14 protein-coding genes are annotated in these 19124 nt (G+C 55.5%); 9 read left to right on the plus strand and 5 right to left on the minus strand.

The window, feature by feature from the left end; genetic code table 11:
• Positions 1–161 precede the first annotated feature (161 nt).
• The 8 genes from J4G78_RS10630 (at position 162) to J4G78_RS10665 (ending at position 11602) form a co-directional block, all read left to right on the plus strand.
• Positions 162–2000, plus strand: a complete 1839-nt coding sequence (locus J4G78_RS10630; RefSeq protein WP_207986550.1) for an acyclic terpene utilization AtuA family protein — start codon at positions 162–164, stop codon at positions 1998–2000.
• 2 nt (positions 2001–2002) lie between these two features.
• Positions 2003–3625, plus strand: coding sequence for an acyl-CoA carboxylase subunit beta (locus J4G78_RS10635; RefSeq protein ID WP_207986551.1), 1623 nt, complete (start codon positions 2003–2005; stop codon positions 3623–3625).
• Between the two features lie 112 nt (positions 3626–3737).
• Complete coding sequence (locus tag J4G78_RS10640; RefSeq protein WP_207986552.1) at positions 3738–4550, plus strand: enoyl-CoA hydratase/isomerase family protein; 813 nt, start codon at positions 3738–3740, stop codon at positions 4548–4550.
• Positions 4551–4646: 96 nt separating this feature from the next.
• Positions 4647–6662: an acetyl/propionyl/methylcrotonyl-CoA carboxylase subunit alpha gene (locus tag J4G78_RS10645; RefSeq protein ID WP_207986553.1), complete on the plus strand. Its 2016-nt coding sequence runs from the start codon at positions 4647–4649 to the stop codon at positions 6660–6662.
• Positions 6662–7804 (plus strand): NAD(P)H-dependent flavin oxidoreductase, encoded by a 1143-nt coding sequence (locus J4G78_RS10650; protein ID WP_207986554.1) that lies wholly within the window; start codon positions 6662–6664, stop codon positions 7802–7804. The genes J4G78_RS10645 and J4G78_RS10650 overlap by 1 nt, the downstream gene beginning before the upstream one ends.
• Before the next feature lie 112 nt (positions 7805–7916).
• A complete protein-coding gene (locus J4G78_RS10655) occupies positions 7917–9071 on the plus strand; it encodes a CaiB/BaiF CoA transferase family protein (protein ID WP_207986555.1) in 1155 nt (384 codons plus the stop codon).
• Positions 9071–9889, plus strand: a complete 819-nt coding sequence (locus J4G78_RS10660) for a TIGR03084 family metal-binding protein (protein WP_243457059.1) — start codon at positions 9071–9073, stop codon at positions 9887–9889. Before J4G78_RS10655 ends, J4G78_RS10660 begins: the two co-directional genes overlap by 1 nt.
• A 72-nt stretch (positions 9890–9961) precedes the next feature.
• Positions 9962–11602 carry an acyl-CoA synthetase gene (locus tag J4G78_RS10665; RefSeq protein ID WP_207986556.1) on the plus strand — a complete coding sequence of 547 codons (1641 nt, stop codon included), beginning with the start codon at positions 9962–9964 and terminating at the stop codon, positions 11600–11602.
• Here the strand turns inward: J4G78_RS10665 and J4G78_RS10670 are convergent.
• Entirely contained in the window at positions 11599–12690 is a 1092-nt protein-coding gene (locus J4G78_RS10670) for an NAD(P)/FAD-dependent oxidoreductase (protein WP_207986557.1), read from the minus strand. The genes J4G78_RS10665 and J4G78_RS10670 overlap by 4 nt on opposite strands.
• A gap of 56 nt (positions 12691–12746) precedes the next feature.
• On the opposite strand from J4G78_RS10670, the gene J4G78_RS10675 reads away from it, so the two are divergent.
• Complete coding sequence (locus tag J4G78_RS10675) at positions 12747–13691, plus strand: diacylglycerol/lipid kinase family protein (RefSeq protein ID WP_207986558.1); 945 nt, start codon at positions 12747–12749, stop codon at positions 13689–13691.
• Positions 13692–13707: 16 nt separating this feature from the next.
• On the opposite strand, the gene J4G78_RS10680 is transcribed toward J4G78_RS10675, so the two are convergent.
• The 4 genes from J4G78_RS10680 to J4G78_RS10695 form a co-directional block, all read right to left on the minus strand.
• Positions 13708–14598 carry an alpha/beta fold hydrolase gene (locus J4G78_RS10680; RefSeq protein ID WP_207986559.1) on the minus strand — a complete coding sequence of 297 codons (891 nt, stop codon included), beginning with the start codon at positions 14596–14598 and terminating at the stop codon, positions 13708–13710.
• 109 nt (positions 14599–14707) lie between these two features.
• A complete protein-coding gene (locus tag J4G78_RS10685; RefSeq protein WP_207986560.1) occupies positions 14708–17470 on the minus strand; it encodes a carboxypeptidase regulatory-like domain-containing protein in 2763 nt (920 codons plus the stop codon).
• A gap of 55 nt (positions 17471–17525) precedes the next feature.
• Positions 17526–18368, minus strand: coding sequence for a fimbrial biogenesis chaperone (locus J4G78_RS10690; protein WP_243457060.1), 843 nt, complete (start codon positions 18366–18368; stop codon positions 17526–17528).
• A 218-nt stretch (positions 18369–18586) separates the two neighbouring features.
• A complete protein-coding gene (locus J4G78_RS10695) occupies positions 18587–19087 on the minus strand; it encodes a DUF4402 domain-containing protein (protein WP_207986561.1) in 501 nt (166 codons plus the stop codon).
• Positions 19088–19124: the final 37 nt, after the last annotated feature.

Genomic DNA, 19124 nt, shown 5'->3' on the forward strand with positions numbered 1-19124 from the left:
ATCGCCTGCCTTATCTGATTGCTTTGTAACGCACCCTTGGGAGATAGGCTCCCGCCTGCGCGGGAGCACAAAGGCGGATATTTTTAAGCGTCCATACCCATCAATAACGGGTTGATAAGTGACGCGACTTGACCCAAGCTGGTTTCAGGAGAGACCAGTATATGACGGCTGACAAAATCATTCGCATCGGCGGGGCCAGCGGCTTCTGGGGCGAATCCGATATGGCGGTGCCGCAATTTTTGCAGGCGGCGGAAAACGGGCAAAAGCTAGACTATATTGTTTTCGATTATCTCGCCGAAATTACCATGTCGATCATGGCGCGGGCGCGGGCGCGGGCCAAAAATCCCGACATGGGCTATGCGACCGATTTTGTCGCTGCGGTGATCAAGCCACATATTGGTGCCATCGCGAAACAGGGCATCAAGTTGATCTCCAACGCCGGCGGGACCAATCCCGTCGCTTGTGCGGCGGCTGTTGGCGCTGTCATTGCCGAGGCCGGGCTCGATCTGAAAGTCGCGGTTATTACCGGCGATGATCTCACGTCTCGCGCAGCCGATTTTGCGGACGCCCGTGAGATGTTTTCAGGCGAAGCTTTTCCCGCTCCGGAAAATATTGCCAGCATCAATGCCTATTTGGGCGCCTTCCCAATCGCTACCGCCCTCAATCAGGGGGCCGATATTGTCATCACCGGCCGCTGCGTTGACAGCGCCGTTACACTTGGCGCCTGCATCCATGAATTTGGCTGGAGCGCGGATGATCTCAACCAGCTATCCGGTGCCAGCTTGGCCGGACATATATTGGAATGCGGGCCACAAGCAACCGGTGGCAATTTCACCGACTGGGAAAGCGTGGCGGGCAGTATGGACAATGCCGGCTATCCGATTGCGGAAATTGCCGCCGATGGCAGCTTCATTGCGACCAAGCCGGAAAGCACGGGCGGGATCGTCAATATCGGCACGATCGGCGAGCAGATGCTCTATGAAATTGGCGATCCGCAAGCCTATATGCTGCCAGACGTCATCTGTGATTTCAGCGCCGTGGCACTGGAACAGGTCAGCGAGGACCGCGTATCGGTTACCGGCGCACGCGGCCACGCAGCGCCTGATAGGTATAAGACCTGCGCCACCTATTCCGATGGCTGGAAGATGGTCGCGCCGTTTTTCTTCATCGGCATGGACGCGAAAAAAAAGGCAGAGAGTTTTGCCGCCAATGCCCTGAAGCGCACGCGAGCGAAATTACGCGCCTCCAATGCTGGTGATTTTGATGAGGTGCTGATCGAAACACTGGGCGATGACAGCCATTTCGGGGCCTTTGGGCAGGCAGCTGAAACCCGTGAGCTGGTATTGAAAATCGGCGTCAAACATCGCGATCCCAAAGCGACCATGTTGCTGCTCAAAGAAGCAACCGGCATGGGCCTCGCGACGCCGCCGGGACTGGCGCTGTTCGCTGGTGGGAGACCCAAGCCCTCACCGGTGGTGCGGTTATTTTCGCTGCTGGTGCCAAAATCGGAAGCATCGATTTCGGTGACGGTTGGCAATGATGGTCAGGAATTTACCGAAACCAAAGGCACGACATTTGACGCTGCGGGGATCCAGCGACCAGACCCGCCTGCTCTGCCCGTTGGTGACGGACCCATGACACAAGTGCCGCTGATCGACCTCGCCTGGGGCCGGTCCGGAGACAAAGGTGACAAATCCAATATCGGCATTTTGCCGCGCGACAAGAGCTATGCGCCCTATATCTGGGCAGCGCTCGGCGAGGACATCGTGCGGGAACGCTTTGCCCATTTCCTGACGCAGCCCGATGATCCGGCCAGCGTGGAGCGTTTCTACATGCCCGGCACCGGCGCGATCAACTTCCTCCTCCATGATATTTTGGGCGGCGGCGGGGTTGCATCCATGCGCAATGATCCGCAGGGTAAAAGCTATGCCCAGATCCTGCTCGCCGCTCCCGTTTCCATACCGCAATCACTCCAGTCCTCTTTGGCTAAGGCGCTCTGACTATGCCCCAGTTTAAATCGAAAATATCCACCAGCTCCGACAGCTTTGCCCAGAACCGCAAGGATATGCTAACGCTGATCGAGCATCTGCGTAGTCTGGAGAAGCGGGCTGTTGAAGCATCAGAGAAACGCCGCCCGACTTTTGAAAAACGCGGCCAGCTGACCCCGCATGAGCGGCTGACGCGCTTACTCGACCCCGGCATGCCGTTTTTGCGGCTGTATAATATGGCCAATTATCTCGTCGAAGATGATAATCCCGACACCAGCATTCCGGGCGGCAGCGTGATCCTTGGCATCGGCTTTGTCAAAGGCGTCCGCTGCATGATCTGGGTCGATGACAGTGGCATTCGCGCGGGCGCCGCAACAACGGGTGGCTGGGATGCCAGTAAGGGCGCCCAGAAAATGGCGCAGGAACTGAAGCTGCCCTTCATCCACCTGGTTGAAAGCGCGGGCGCAAACCTGATGGAGTACAAAGTCGAGCTATGGGCCTATGGCGGGATGCTGTTCCGCAACCTCGCCTGGCTGAGCGCAGCGGGCATTCCCACAATGGTCGTTTTGCACGGTCCGTCGACCGCAGGCGGCGCCTATATGCCCGGCATGTCCGACTATGTCATCGGCGTGCGCGACAATGGTATGGCGGCGCTGGGTGGCGCGGCGCTGGTTCATGCGGCGACCGGCGAAGTGGCCGATGATCGCGAACTGGGCGGAACCGAAATGCATGCGAGCACCACCGGCAGTGTCGAATATCTCGCGGATGATGATGCGCACGGTATCGAGATTGCCCGCGATACAATGGGGCGGATTGACTGGAACAAGAACACCGCACCGATCCGGCAGAACGACTATGCCGAACCCGTTTATGATATCGACGAAATTGCGGGCATCGTGCCGACGGACTATACCATTCCCTATGATGTCCGCGAAGTCGCGGCGCGGATTGTCGATGGATCGGACTTTGAGGAATTCAAAAGCCGCTATGGCCCCGGCACCGTCTGCATGCAGGCGAGCATCATGGGCCATGCGGTCGGACTGATCGGCAATAACGGCCCCTTCGATCCGGAAGCGGCGGCCAAGGCGACGCACTTCTTCCAGCTATGTGACCAGTCCGAACTGCCGATCATCTTCCTGAACAATACTACTGGCTATATTGTCGGCAAAGAGTCCGAGCATAAGGGCATGATCAAGCTGGGCAGCAAGATGATCCAGGCCGTGTCCAATGTCCGCGTGCCGAAATTGTCGCTCTATATCGGTGCCAGCTTCGGTGCCGGCAATTACGGCATGAGCGGCGTCGCTTTTGAACCGGATTTCCTGTTCTCATGGCCCAATGCGAAAACCGGTGTGATGGCAGGCGCCTCGGCCGCCAATACCATGAGCCATGTCGCGAAGGTGCAGGCCCAGCGTAAAGGCGTGGAACCGGATGAAGAAGCCATTGCCAAACAGAACCAGCGCATCCGGGATATTTTCGAAGCGCAGGAAAGCGCTTTCTTCACATCCGGCCGTGTGCTTGATAACGGTGTGATTGACCCGCGAGACACCCGCAAGGTGCTCGGCTTTGCGCTGGAGACAATATTTGAGTCGCAGAACCGCACGCTGCACCCCAATGCTTTCGGAGTGGCGCGGATATGATTTTTTCTACTCAACGTTTTTTGTTCCCCCGCGAAGGCGGGGGTCCATCTCCCGCCGTTGTGGCTGACCGGATAGCAGGAGATGGGCTCCTGCCTGCGCAGGAGCACACAGCATGACGAACCTCCCTAAAACAAACACTCTCGAACTAAAACTCCAGCAGGGTTGGCTCACCATCTGGTTCAACCAGCCGGACAATCGCAATGCCCTGAGCGACGCCTTGGTGGCAGACTTAGCCACTGTATTAAAAGGCGTTCGCGATGACCGAACGGTCAGGGGCATCACCTTGCGTGGACGCGGCGGGGTGTTTTGTGCCGGTGCGGATTTGAAAAATTTCAAAGAGAATTTTCAGGCAAGTGGCGACCGCGACGCAACCATCACCATGTCGATGGGCGCTGCCGAAATATTCGACTTGGTCAATACCGCACCACAAGTGGTCATCGTCCTGATCGAGGGCGCAGCCATGGCGGGCGGCTTTGGCCTGTCCTGCTGCGCCGACGTGGTCATCTGCGAATCCGGTGCGCGTTTTGCGATGACCGAGACCGCGATCGGGGTGACCCCGGCACAGATATCGCCTTTCGTTATTCAAAAGCTTGGCTATGCCACCGGCCGCCGGTTGATGCTGACCGCTGCGCGCTTCGACGGCACGCAGGCGCATGAACTTGGCTTTGCCGATTTCATTTCGGATGATGTTCCCGGGCTTGAAGCCATCGAGATGCAGCTCAGGAAACAGGTGCTGGGTGCTGCACCGGGCGCTGTGGCCGCAACCAAGGAACTGCTTGGCCAGATCGCGGGCAAACCACGCGAAGAGGTCATCCGCCTCGCCGCCGAGAATTTTGCCGACCGAATGGTCAGCGACGAAGCCAAAGAGGGCGTCGCCTCCTTCTTTGAAAAGCGCAAACCCAATTGGGTCGTGAAGCCGGAATGATAAACCAACACCACCTCGTCATCCTGAACTTGGTTCAGGATTCAATACCCAGTGATCGAGAGGAGATCCTGAAATAAATTCAGGATGACGAATATCATGAGCAAACACATATCTACCCTCCTTGTTGCCAATCGCGGCGAAATTGCCTGCCGGGTCATGCGCACCGCCAAAGCGCAGGGCATTAGAACTGTTGCGGTCTATTCCGATGCCGATGCCAATGCACCCCATGTTCATATGGCCGATGACGCGGTGCGCATTGGTCCTGCGCCGGTCAATGAATCCTATCTTATGATCGACACCATCATTCAGGCCGCCAAGGACAGCGGCGCGGACGCCATCCATCCCGGCTATGGCTTCCTGTCGGAAAATGCCGCTTTCTCGCAAGCCTGTGCCGATGCCAATATCATCTTTGTTGGGCCACCGGAAAAAGCCATTGATGTCATGGGTGACAAGGCACGATCCAAGCGCGCAATGATTGCGGCCGGTGTGCCTTGCGTCCCTGGCTATCAGGATGATGATCAATCCGATGCCACATTGGTTGCCGAAGCCGAGAAAATCGGGGTGCCGCTGATGGTCAAGGCGGCCGCAGGCGGTGGTGGACGCGGTATGCGGCTGGTTCACGATCAGGCAGAGGTGCCCAATGCGATCAAGCTGGCGCGATCGGAAGCGGAAAATGCCTTTGGCAATGGCGAGCTGATTCTGGAAAAAGCGATCATCAAACCCCGCCATGTCGAGATTCAGGTTTTTGCCGACAGTCATGGCAACACCATCCATCTGGGTGAGCGCGATTGCTCGGTCCAGCGGCGGCACCAAAAAGTCATTGAAGAAGCGCCCTGCCCAGTCATGACCGAAGAACTGCGCGCCGAAATGGGTGTTGCGGCCGTGGAAGCGGCGCGAGCAGTGGATTATCGCGGCGCGGGGACTGTGGAATTTCTGCTCGATCAATCCGGCAGTTTCTACTTTCTCGAAATGAACACGCGGCTGCAGGTTGAGCATCCTGTAACCGAGGAGATAACCGGTCTTGATCTGGTTGCCTTGCAATTGAAAGTTGCCCAAGGCGAGCCGCTGGATATTGCGCAGGATGATGTCACTCTCACCGGTCATGCCATGGAAGTACGGCTCTATGCCGAAGACCCGGCCGATGATTTTCTGCCCAGCACCGGCCATATTGATCTCTGGAAACCGTCGGCCAATGCGCGCATCGACAGCGGCATCGCTACGGGCGGCGAGGTTTCGCCCTTCTACGACAGCATGGTCGCCAAAATCATCACCCATGGTGCCACCCGTGAAGACGCCCGGCGGCAGATGGCAAAGGCACTGGCCGAGACCGCCCTGTTCGGTCCGAAAACCAACCGTGACTTCCTGATCGACGCGCTCGGCAAACAGGATTTTGCCGACGGTCAGGCAACCACCGCTTTCATTGCCGAGAATTATGGCGAAGAGGGTGTTGATCTGGGCGCGCATGATTATACGACATTTGCCATTGCCGCCGTGCTCCAGCACAAATTGCGTCAGCAGGCGGCGCATAAACTGGCGCTCAACGTCAATCCAGAAATGCTCGATTGGTCGAGCACTGCGGATCTGAAAACCGTCACCCAATATGCGAAACTGGCGGAAGCGACCGAGACGGATGGCATCATCCACGTCCATGTTCGCCAGCCCGGCCATTATCATGTGGATGGCGCAGGACAGGAAGCGCAGGTGGAGTTGCTCTCCATAACCGGAGATACAGCGAAACTGCTGGTCGACGGCCGGACGGTCGAAGCGATTTTTCATGCCGATGGTCGCCACCTGCACCTGGCCTTGCCGGACCGGTCCCTGTCGGTCACCGACATGACCGGCCTCAGCGCCATGGAGGATATGGCCGGCGGCGGCACCGTGGTTGCCCCGATGCACGGCCTATTACTTGAGATACTCGTCGAGCAGGGCGCGGCTGTGTCAAAAGGTGACAAGCTTGCAGTGCTGGAGGCGATGAAAATGCAGCATGAAATATTGGCGGAAATCGATGGGACTGTTGAAACTGTCGCCGCTGCCGCCGGAAACCAGATTGCGGCCGATGACCTGATCATGGAAATTACCGCTGATGAGGTGAGTGAAGAGGACGACGCGTAATGAAAAACCCGATTTGCGACATGCTGGGAATTGAGTTTCCTCTGGTCGCTTTCAGCCACTGCCGCGATGTGGTCGCTGCCGTTTCCAAAGCCGGTGGCATGGGGGTTTTCGGCGGTGTCAACTGCACGCCCGAAACGCTGGAAGAAGAACTGAGCTGGATTGATGATCATGTCGACGGCAAGCCCTATGGCCTGGATATCATTGTCCCCAACAAGGTCGAAGGCAAAGGTGAACAGATCGATGTCGATACCACATTGGCGATGATTCCCGACAAACATAAACAATTTTCCAAGGACATCATGGCGCGTCATGGCGTCGATCCCGGTGACCTCGAAGAGCTTCGGCGGGAACATGCAGTCGGTGCAGATAATCTGCGTGGCGGCAATGCAGGGGCCTTGCTGGAAGTTGCCTTTCGGCATCCGATCAAGCTGATCGCCAATGCGCTTGGCATTCCGCCGCAAGTCATGACCGATATGGGCCGGGAACATGGTGTGCCGGTGGCGGCACTTATCGGCACCAAGGAACATGCGATGAGCCAGGTCGCCGCTGGTGTCGATATCCTGATCGCGGTAGGCGGAGAAGCAGGCGGTCATACCGGCGATGTCGCGACGATGGTTTTGATCCCGGAAGTCTGTAATGCGTTGCGCGATATTGGTGATGATACACCGGTGCTGGCTGCGGGCGGTATCGCCACCGGATCCCAGATGGCCGCTGCCATGGCCATGGGCGCAAGCGGCGTATGGTGCGGATCGGTCTGGCTGACCACGGCAGAGGCAGAGACCAACCCGGTCGTGAAGGAAAAAATGCTCAGCGCCACGTCGCGCGATACGGTACGGGCACGCTCCCGCACCGGCAAACCATCGAGGCAATTGCGCTCTCCCTGGACCGATGCCTGGGAGGCGGAAGAAGCGCCGCGACCCCTGCCCATGCCTTTGCAATCATTGGTGGCCGAACCACCGCTCCGCTCTATCGACAAATTGAGTCAGGGCGACAATCAGGGCGCCAAAGATCTGGCAACCTATTGGGTTGGCCAAGGCGTCGGCCTGATGAACCAACCAATGTCCACCGCGCAGGTTGTCCAAGGATTCAAAGAAGATTTTATCGCCGCCTATGAAAGGCTTGCGGCGAATTTAGAGGAGTAGCTTACTCATGAATTTGCGCTCACCCTGAGCCTGTCGAAGGGTGATTTCCGAACGGTTTTGATAAGATGCTTCGACAAGCTCAGCATGAGCGCGAAGGGATATAGGAGATGAGATGGCAGAGGTGACAGCACAGCAGCCGCTGGCCGGGATCAAGGTCGTGGAATTTTCGACGATGATTACCGCGTCCCTCGCCACGATGATGTTCGCACAGCAAGGGGCGGACGTGATCAAGGTCGAACCGCCCGGCATTGGTGATCCGATGCGCTGGCTCGGCAGCCGTAAGGAAAGCATCTCCGGCCTGTTCAACAATTGCAATCGTGCCAAGCGCTCAATCACGCTGGACCTGAAAACCGAAGAGGGCGTTGCCACCGCGCGCAAGCTGTGCCTCGATGCCGATATTGTCATCCACAATTATCGTCCCGGCGTGATGCAGCGACTGGGCCTCGACAGCGGAAGTCTGCGCACCGAAAAACCGGCTTTGATCTATTGCGCCATTACCGGTTTTGGTCGCGACGGGCCGATGGCGGATCGCCCCGCCTATGATCATGTGATGCAGGCCATGGCCGGTTTCATGGGAACGCAGGGCCATCCTGACGGCTTTGCCTATGTGAAGACTTTGCTCTGCGACAAGCTGACCGCCTATACCGCAGCCCAAGCCATAACGGCGGCGTTATTTGCGCGCGAACGAACCGGCGAAGGACAACATATCGACCTGTCCATGCTCGCCAGCTGCATTGCCTTTCTGTGGCCCGACGGCGGTATGCATCTGACTTTGATGGACGAGGACGCTATGCATGCCGCACCCTTTGCCGACTATTATCAGATGCCGCTGCGTACTACCGACGGCGCCATTGCCTATGCCGCGATGAGTGACGAGCATTGGCAGGTCGTGTTCGAAATGGTCGGCCGCGAAGATCTGAAGTCGGAAGAAAAATATCAAGGTCTGGAAAATCGCAGCATGCATATGGCCGAGCTAGCGCAGATTGTATCAAGTGAGCCACCTTTACATGACACAGATACGATGATTGCGGGCCTGACCGAAGGCGATGTGCCCGCCGCGCCCTGCCTCACCCTCGATCATGTGAAATCGCATGCGCAGATCATAGCGATAGAGGCTTTTGAGGAACAGGATCACCCGCTGCTCGGCACAATTCACAATGCCGCATCACCATTGCATATCAATGGCCGGAAACTGCCTACCACTGGGCCCAGCCCCGCATTGGGCGAGCATAATGAAGAAATATTGCAGGAAATGGGAAACACGTAATGATGGAACAGGCTCAGGATTTTCTCGACGAAAGCGAAGCGATATATGCGCTCGTCAAAGACCTTTCTGACCAAGAGATGGAACAGGAAACCGGTTTCAAGGGCTGGACGATCAATGCCATAATCCGCCATCTGCATATCTGGAACATGGCGGCCTATTGGTCGCTCACCGAACCGGAAAAATTTCACGCCTTTTTCAAAGAGGCAATGACTGCGATGAAAGAGAACGCAAGAAAGGGCCAGACATCCATGCGCTTTTTCGAGGCGGATTATCTCGACAATCTATCCGGCGCGGATCTCGTCAAGACATGGCGGGACTTCTATCAGAAAATGGCACCGGAATTTGGTGCAGCCGATCCCGCCATGCGGGTCGAGTGGGCTGGCCCTTCCATGAGTGTCCGCTCTTCCATCACCGCGCGGTTGATGGAAAACTGGTCGCATGCGCAGGCTATTTATGATGTGCTCGGCCTCAAGCGCGAAAATGCGGATCGCATCCGCAATATCGTGATGATCGGCCTCAACACCTATGGCTGGACATTCAAGGTCAATGGCGAAGAAGCGCCGCAGCCTGTGCCTTATCTCAAGCTTACTGCCCCCTCCGGTGCAGTCTGGGACTTTGGAGAGGAAAGGGAAGAAGAGCGGATTGAGGGTTTGGCTGAGGAATTTTGCCAAGTGGTTACCCAGACTCGCAATATTGCGGATACCAACCTAAAAGTGACCGGTCCAAACGCAACCCGATGGATGGCTATAGCGCAATGTTTTGCTGGCGGCGCGGAAACCCCGCCGGCGCCAGGGACGCGTTCTATCAAAACCGGTTAAATAAATCTATCGGGTCTATCTATTGTACATTGCCTTTTTCCGGCTATGTTCAAAAGAAAAAGGAGAGATTCGATGAGCTGGCAAATGGCCGATATCTGGGAAAATATTGCTCAGGCGATTCCTGACAAACCCGCAATTGTGGACGGCGACAAGCGCTATAGCTGGGCCGAATATGAACAGCGAGCGGCGAAGCTGGCACAGGTCTATACGGATCACGGCCTGAAGCCCGGCGCGAAACTCTCCATCTATGCCTATAATTGCGCGGAATATATGGAGGCGCAATTTGCCGCTTTCAAAGCGCGCATCTGCCCGGTCAATGTCAATTACCGCTATCTTGAGGCAGAGCTCACGCATGTCATCAATAATAGCGACAGTGAGGCTTTGGTATATCACGCCCAGTTCGCCCCGCGTGTCGCGGCGATCAAGGATCAACTGGAACATGTGAAGCTTTTCCTGGAAATTGATGATGGTTCCGGCGAGCATCTCGAAGGCGCGGTGGATTATGAAACGGCTTTAAACGCCGCTGATCCGATGCCGGTCATCCCACGTTCCGGCGAAGATCTCTACATGCTCTATACCGGCGGAACCACCGGTATGCCCAAGGGCGTGATGTATGATCACCAGACTTTTTCCAGCGCCTTGTTCACCAAAGGCTTTGAGATGCGGGAAATGACTCTGCCCGAAGGCGCCGAAGGATTTGGCCCGTTGGTTCAAGCACTTCATGCCGCAGGCGCCACCAGTCGCTCCATCCCTGCCTGCCCGATCATGCACGGTACCGGCATGTGGATCGGCGCGATGATTCCACACGCGCTCGGCGGCTGTGTCATCCTGTTCAACAACCGGCATTTCGACCCGCATGCACTTTGGACATTGGCGGATAACGAGAAAGCCACCGACATCACGATCGTCGGCGATGTGTTCGCCAAACCGATGCTGGCCGCGCTCGATGATGCCAAAGAACAGGGCAAGCCCTATGATCTCTCATCTATCCAGATGATTGGCTCTTCGGGCGTTATGTGGTCAGCCGAGGTCAAAAAAGGGCTGCTGGAACATATCGAAATGGTCATCGTCGACAGCATGGGATCGACCGAAGGCAGCATGGGCGCATCGGTTACAACCCGTGAAAATGCGGCGATTGAAAAGACCGCCACTTTTGAAATGGCAGAAACCACCAAGATTTTGACCGAAGAGGGCCGCGAAGTAAAACCCGGTTCAGGCGAAATGGGCATGATCTGTAACGGGGGAATGGTCCCGCTTGGTTACTATAAGGATGAAGAAAAAAGCGCCGCGACGTTCAAGACATTTAACGGCGTTCGCTATTCCATCCCCGGCGATTTTGCGGTGGTCGAGGCCGATGGCACCGTGACGCTGCTGGGCCGCGGGTCCGTCTGCATCAATAGCGGCGGGGAAAAGATTTTCCCTGAGGAAGTCGAGGAAGCGCTCAAGACTCATGACAGTGTTTATGACTGCCTGGTCGTCGGCGTACCTGATGACCGCTTCGGCGAGAAGGTGACGGCTGTGCTGTCCGTAACGGATGGCCATACGCTTGATGAAGCGGCGCTACACGATCATGTTCGCGGCAAGCTGGCCGATTATAAAACGCCGCGCGCGTTTCTTGTGGTCGATGATGTGCCCCGTGCCGCCAACGGGAAACCTGGCTACAAGGACGCGAAGGATATCGCGCTGAAAATGCTGCAACCAGTCGCCGCTTAGGGCTGCCAGTCAAATTCCCGATGATAGCGCGGGATGAAAAGCTTTTTGCCTTTGATGGCGGATGTCAAAAACGGCCCGGTCACGCCAAAGGGCAGTACACTCGCGCCTTTATCCGGCCCCAGAGGCAGTAATATCAAAGGCTTGGGCCATGGTTTGTAGGGCCTCACATCCTCGATCTGCTTGCCGCCGATATGGGCTTTCAGGGCCTTTTTCAGCCATCCCACCTGACGCGTCAGCCCGACAATTGTCATCGTGTCACCGGTGCTCGCAATATCGCCGACGATAAACAGATCAGGATTGGCGGTGGGCCTGAGCCAGCCGTCAACCTTTGCGCGGCCATCATCATCAAAGATCACGCCTTGCAGACTCTGCAGCAGACCCGTCTCCGGTTTCGCACCGATAACGGGAATCACCAGATCCGCATCAATCGGGAAACCGTCAGACAGTTTGATGGTGTTCTTCGGCGGCACAAACGGTTCGTCCGTCCGTTTCAGTTTCTTGATCCGCTCGCCCAAGCGCACCTTCACGCCCAGCTCACCCAATTGCCGTTGCATCGAGCGACCGAGCTTTGCCGGATAGCCGGGAAACAGATTGTCATCTGCCGAGACCAGCGTGATCTGTTTTTCCGGTCGTGCAAAAGCCAGTTCTCCGGCCAGTTCGCTGCCGACAGCGCCCGCACCAACAATCGCGATATTCTTCGCCTTGTCGATTTGCATGATCACGCGCTTGGCCTTGGTCAAGAAGGCCCCGCTATCGTCTCCCTGCATCTTGAACGGTGCTGCATAGCTCGAGCCCGTGGCGATGACTGTCATATCCCCGGCAATTTCGGTCCCGTCTTCCAATATCGCGGTGTTGCCATCCATTGCCACAACCCGGCCACGAACAACCCGGCCATTTTTCAGCAAACCGTCATAGGGTATGACAATCTCGCCAAGCAGTTCAGGCCGCGCGAGCGCGCGGATCATAGCGACATTATGGACCCATTTCTCGCGCGGTTCGATGAGGGTCATATCCGCATGCTGGTCGAGCTCTCTGGCGAGCATTGTACCGGCATAACCACCGCCAATGATAGTGATTTTTTTGGTCATAAGCTGTCCAATATGATGGTTTTGCAGCAATGGACACCTCTATTCGGTGTTCGCCATTGACGATATCGGTCTTATGTCGCCATGTCCTGTCAATGCTTGTTCAACTCATCCACAATCCGGCTTCTGGCACCCATCATGAACTACGCCTCGGCCTGCTCGCGCAGGCCTTTGAAGCGTGCGGTGCGAAGATCGTCATGGGCACAACCCAAATAGATGGTCGCATGGTGCTTGCTAACGACACCGACCTTATCTGCGTATCTGGTGGGGACGGCACATTGCGTCTGGTCATAGCGGCGATGCAAAAATCCGGGTCGAAAACGCCTCTGTGTATTTTTCCCGCAGGTACGGTCAATCTGGTTGCGCGGGAAATTGGCTATGCGTCTGAGCCAGAGCAATTTGCGAGAGAGGTCATGCGAGGATATCTAGCGGGGTCCAAGGCGCGATTGAGAGAGCCGGTCGCCGCCAGCAATCATGGTCCCTTTGCTGCTTGCCTTAGCGCCGGTCCCGACGGGGTTGCCGTTGCCAGGCATTCCCCGCAACTGAAAAAACGGATCGGTCGCAGCGCCTATGCCTGGTCCTTTGCCAGACTATTCACACGCTGGCCTCGGCAACAATTTTCGCTGGATGTCATCGCAATAGATGGATCACAAAACAGCCTGTCATGCGAGGCCTTTTATATTGCCAAGGGTCGCTATTTTGCTGGGCCATGGTCACTGACCCCAGAGGCTGGTTTGGGCGAGAATGATTTCCACTTGATTACGCTGTCCCATGCCACACGCTGGAATTTCCTTCGCTTCATGGTTTCGATAGCGCGCGGAAAAGATCCCAGGAAACTATCCTTCGCATATTCCTGCCGTGCTCGGAAAATTGCTATAGAACATGTCGAAAACACCAAAAATATTCAATATTTTCAAGAGGATGGAGATAGCATGGCGCTTGCCCCCAGTCGGATTATAATGACCGACCACGTCGTGGAATATTGCCTGCCATTGGACCATTAGGCCCGGCCATCTCGCTTCAGGCAGCGTGACAATGCTCCGCGATCATCTCGACCATTACCGGTAATTTGCTTGGCGGCAAGTCATGGCCCATGCCATCGACAAGCTCGAGGCGAGCATTGTTCACGTTGGCTGCGATATCCTCCCCGCACGGATGGGGAATAAGCGGGTCCGATGTGCCATGAATAACCATTGTCGGAGCGGATATCGCTTTGGCTTTGGGCCGCAAATTGCCGGTCTCAATAATGGCCGCCATTTGCCTCTGACGGCCAGCGGGATAAAAACTGCGCTCCAGAGCTATTTTCATCAGCGCCTTGCGTTCTTCTTCTCTCGCCCGGCCCTCTTCCGAGGCAATGATTGAAGAAAAAGCCATGCCGGCAATCAAGGCTTCGTCAATCGTTGTTGCTTTTGCCCGGGCGGATTGGATCAGCCCTTTGCGAACCACGGGATCTGCGCCCGGCAGGCCCGGCGCGTTGGTGGAGGACATGATCGGTGTGAGAGACAGAACCCGGTCCGCATGATCCGCCGCGACCAATTGCCCAATCATGCCGCCCATCGAAGCGCCCACAATATGCGCTTTTGCAATATCAAGCGCATCCAAAACGCCAATTGCATCTCTGGCCATATCACTCAAATTATAGGGCGCCAGATTTTGATTAGGGAAAAATCGTTTTGTGAAAAGCTGCCGAAGCGGCCCTGGTGCAGAAACGCCATCACATTTGTAGGACAGCCCAACATCACGATTGTCAAAAGTGACGACGCGAAAGCCAGATTCAACCAAGCCATTCACAAAATCCATCGGCCAAGCGATAAGCTGTGTCCCATATCCCATGATGAGCAGGATCGCAGGATCGGCGGCTTTGCCATGATCTTCGACTTCAATATTAATACCATTTGCGGTGACTTGCATATTCTCGTCCTGATTCTACTCTGAGCTCTCAAACAGCCCAAAAGCTTAGCAGAACAGCGTAAACGCACAAGACACGATCAGGGGAGCCATTGTTAAGGCGCACTATATGTTAAGGGTCAGGCGATCCCGCAGAAGCCCCGGTCGGGACATCACCGAGTTTCGCCATTACCGAATCGGAAGTCGCCACAACAACGCCTAGCTTGGCGACCTGATTATCATCATCAACCACCGCCCGGATATTCACTATCGGCGAGATTCCAATAGCCTGCGCGGACAATTTCTGAACACGCAGCTGATAAGATCCATAGGGCACACCTTCAAACAGGAAGAACCCATCAAACTCACTTTGCGTTTCGTGAGTTACGCGGCCGTTAACATCAAGCAATTCCAGACCGACACCCGCCAACAGTCCACCGCCCTTGCGGATCAGAGTGCCTTCAACCTCACCCGCGCTGACAAGCGGTAACTCGACGGTCGCGGCAATACCAGGGCGCGGCGTTACGACAATACCGGGAAGCGCCGGCTGAACATAAGGATCAGGCAAGCTGCTGGTATCTATGCCAATCAGAACCGGTCGGAACGGTTCGAGATTATCAATGATCGACTGTCCCTTAGCATTGGTTGGCGTCAGCGCAGTGGATTTACCGGCTGTCAGTTCCACATTTTCGACCAGCTCTTCTTCGGCTTGCCTTATTCCATCACGGTTTTTGTCCCGATAGACAATCGCTAGCGCCTGACCGCTATTGGCGAGCTTGTTATTTGAGAAACGGAATTTGCCATTGCGCGGATCAGGACCCAGACTGAAAGCAAGGTTCAATCCGGCGGCCACAGAACCATCTGTCGCGGCTTCTGCGCTAGCGGTCAGTGAAAATTTGTCAAAACGACGGATTATCCCAATTCCAGCACGGCCGCGATCGAGCCCGACATCATAGCCAAGCTCTGCGCGCCAGTCAGCCCGGTTTCCTGCGCGCCATTCGCCGGTAAAATTAACCCTTTCGAAGCGTTTCTCTGGCGCGATCCGGTAAGTTGCTTCGCCGCGCAACCTGATCCCGGAAATACGGCCATTGGCCAAAAGCCGTGCCTCTGCAATATCGGGTAGATTGGGACCCAAATCGTTGAACCGTTTTTCCCAGTTTAATTCACCTGTGAGCGAAAAACGCCGCAAGTTCAGTGATGCGCGACCGGTTAAATCAAGAGAGGACCGCCCATCCGATCGTGTTTCATATTGCGCGTCAATATGAAAGGGGACAATCTTGCTGCCCAGTTTGAAATTATGGTCGAGCGAGAGGCTATGCCTGCCGTTCACGTTTTGTTCAATTTGATCTGACCGAAAATTGCCTCGTGCCCAGATAGTCTCGGCTGTAATGAACGTGTTGCCGAGCTCACCAAGCAGTTGACCGCGAAAAGCGGTGCCCTTTTCGAGGTCAGATGATACAGTCAGCTCAACGAGTGTCGGCCCAACAGCCCGGCGAACTGACCCCTCGACATAGTTGCGGCGTACACCGTCGATCTGCAGACTGAATAGAGACGCTGCGACCGATGTTTTCGCATTGAGCCCCCGCTCTATACCGAAACCGCCACGCCAACCGGCCTGTTCAATCGGCAGAAAGGAATTGAAGTTGATCAGATCCTTACCAGCCTCTTGTCCGCCCGCCCAATAGTAGGTTTTGCGCGGTGGAATCGAATCGAGCCCAACAGGAACCGACTTGCTGTCCCTGCGAACTTGGCCTTGTGGGCCATAGAGCACGACTTCAAAGCGATTCTGACCATAAAGAAGCGGTACATCAATAAATTCATACCGGCCATCCGAGCGGGTTTCCGCAAAGGCCAACAATTGTCCGTTGCGGTATAATTCCGCATCCCAACCCTCTGGCAATTCGCCGCGAAAACTCGTGCGGTCAAAGTTATCGGGCCGATCAACGGGGCGATTGGTGATTACTGCCCCTCGGCCGACTGTGCTTTGGGACACAAGCGGGGTCGAAAAGGTCGAAACATCGCCCAACGCGAAGTGGGTGGCCTTGAGCGGTCCTAAAAGACCGCCTTTGGGATCTGTGCGATAGGCCCGGACGCGCAGGCTTTCCGGCACGCCTTGGTCATCAGACGATAGGCGTGCGTCAAAAGAGGCTTTTCCAACTTCTCCAGAAGCAAATAGCTCGTAGCGCACATCGATCTGCCGTCCGGATCGTTTGTCGCGCAGGCCACCAGCAGAAACAACAGCATCAACTGATGGTGTCCGCCATAATTTATACGGTTCGGTCGATTGCGGCAGGCTCGACAAATCAAAACTGCGACGTGGCCGGATTTTCGCCGCCCGCTCTTTGCGCTCCAAGGCCAATTGGAATGGCAGTTTCCTGTTCGATTCGATTGTCAGCAAGGCGTTGGACAGATCTGGAACCAACGGCAGGTCTAGCCAATTGGAAAGGGTTTTAACGTTTACGCACCAGCCCTCTGGCGTATCGTAAACATCCCCAGGGGACAGTTTTTTCCTGTCGTTCACCTTTTGTACCGTATTGCTATCTCGCTCAACGGTCAGTGTTTCTCGCTCGGCAAATATCCAGCCAGTTGCGCGGCGCGACTTTTTATCCAACCTAATGGGTACATCCAATGCCATGATGACATCGCCAAAGTCTACGCAAACACCATTGTCCGTTTGGTAACCGCGTACGCCGTCACCAAGGCGGTATTTACCGGAGCGCAGATCGAAAAGTAGCGCATCATCGTCATTTGCCGTCCATGATGACTGGCTATTCGACGATCCCACCGGTGCGGCCTGCCCCATAACCGGCGATGCCGCCAGGATCGTGCTGATCCCGGCGGCCATTGCCAGCGATTTGAAACGCTGGCCGATTATGGAAAGGTGCTTTTTCATCATCGATATTCTGACTGCTTAACGTTCTGAAGTCAGCCTAATATACTGATATTAGGTACTATCTTAAAACAATCTGGCTTTTGGTAATCAAACCACCGCCAGCATTATCAGGTTCATAATATTCAACAGAAATCGCGCCTTTAAGCTTGGCAGCAATGTCTGCTGGTACCGGCAAAGTGACCTTACGTCGCTCAACTTCAGGATAAATGGCAATACCGCGCGCCACCAATATCGGCTCGCTTTCGCCCTGTTTGCGTACGCGTATCTCGCCATAGGTCGAACGATCACCAGTTCGGCTGAGGTCAAAAGCAAAGGCCTGTCCATTGCCGCTTGTTTCTACGCGCGCATTGGCAATTCCTGCCGTAGCCTGCAAATTTCCCTGACGAATTATCACCGGAATGGTTACGCCATATATGGGAGTCAGTGCGATGGTGAAGCCACCGCTCGTGCTTTCCAGCTCCGTGACTGCTTTCGCTTTGGGGATGGCGCGAAACAGCAGATGTGCGCGATATTCGCCATCGGGCAGATCTTGCGGTGGCCGTATGCCCAAGCGAATGGCCTGGGGTTGGTTGGGCGGCAATGTCACCCGTCGCGGGGCGTACCGGATCATCTCTTTGGCGGCCAGTTCAACCTGATTGGCTTCCTCGGCACTGACATCCTTAAGCTTACCCTCCGCCGTCATTCTGCGCAGCTCAAGAGAAACGCGATAAGTCGCTGTTTCTGAACCGATATTGTTCAGAATAACCTCTGTACCGCGCTGCCCATCAAGAACAATGCGCGTTGGCGCAACCAGGAGATCCCCGGCTGCATGCGCTGGCATATTCGGAAGCAAAAGCGCCGAGCCGATTATGGCAAAGCCGGCATAAAGTTTGTTGAATCGTTTGAGACCGCTGGTCTTCATCATTGTCTCCGGTTTGTAAATATTCCGGACTTGACGGCTAACCGCCAATATCCCCACATCGCTCACTATGGAGAAAGAGGGTTACCAAAGCGCTAACCACAGCAAATAATCGCTGTAACATCACTATAAGACAAATAGTAAAAACCCGCCTGCAACCTGTGTTACAGACGGGTTTCTTGTTCTTTAACCAGTCGACAGTTTGTCGACCTAGCTAATGCTTATTGGTAGTTGACGGTCACGTCAAAGTTACCAAGATATGCGCCATCGGCTTGGTTTGCACCAACAGCCAAGCTTCCGCCTACCGAGAAAACATCGGTTGCAGCAACGCCAGAGATGGTCAGCGTGGTAACGCTTTCCGTCAGCGTTGCGACCATGGCATTACCACCAGCGTTGGTCAGCGTAACGTTTGCATCGGCATCGATGTCAACAGTCTGGCCGGTTGTACCAGCAACGGTGAAACCAGCAGCGGTGGTTGTGCCTGAGCAAACCAGAGCAGCGGCGCAGGTAACGGCGCCAGCGGAGTCTACAACAACGGTGCCGGCGGTAGCGCCGGTAACGATGGTTGCGAAATCAAGATCTGAAGTGTTGGTTACAGTAACCTGTTCCAGGATATTGGCACGCGCATCAGCAGAAGCCGTTGCAGCGTGAGCAGCGTTTGCACCCATAACGGAAGCCGCAAGTACGGAAGAAGCCACAACGGCTTTGATAAATTTAGACATATTTTCTGGTCCCTATATATAAACTACTAGACGAAAG

It is taken from the genome of Parasphingorhabdus cellanae (assembly GCF_017498565.1).
Lineage (GTDB): Bacteria > Pseudomonadota > Alphaproteobacteria > Sphingomonadales > Sphingomonadaceae > Parasphingorhabdus > Parasphingorhabdus cellanae.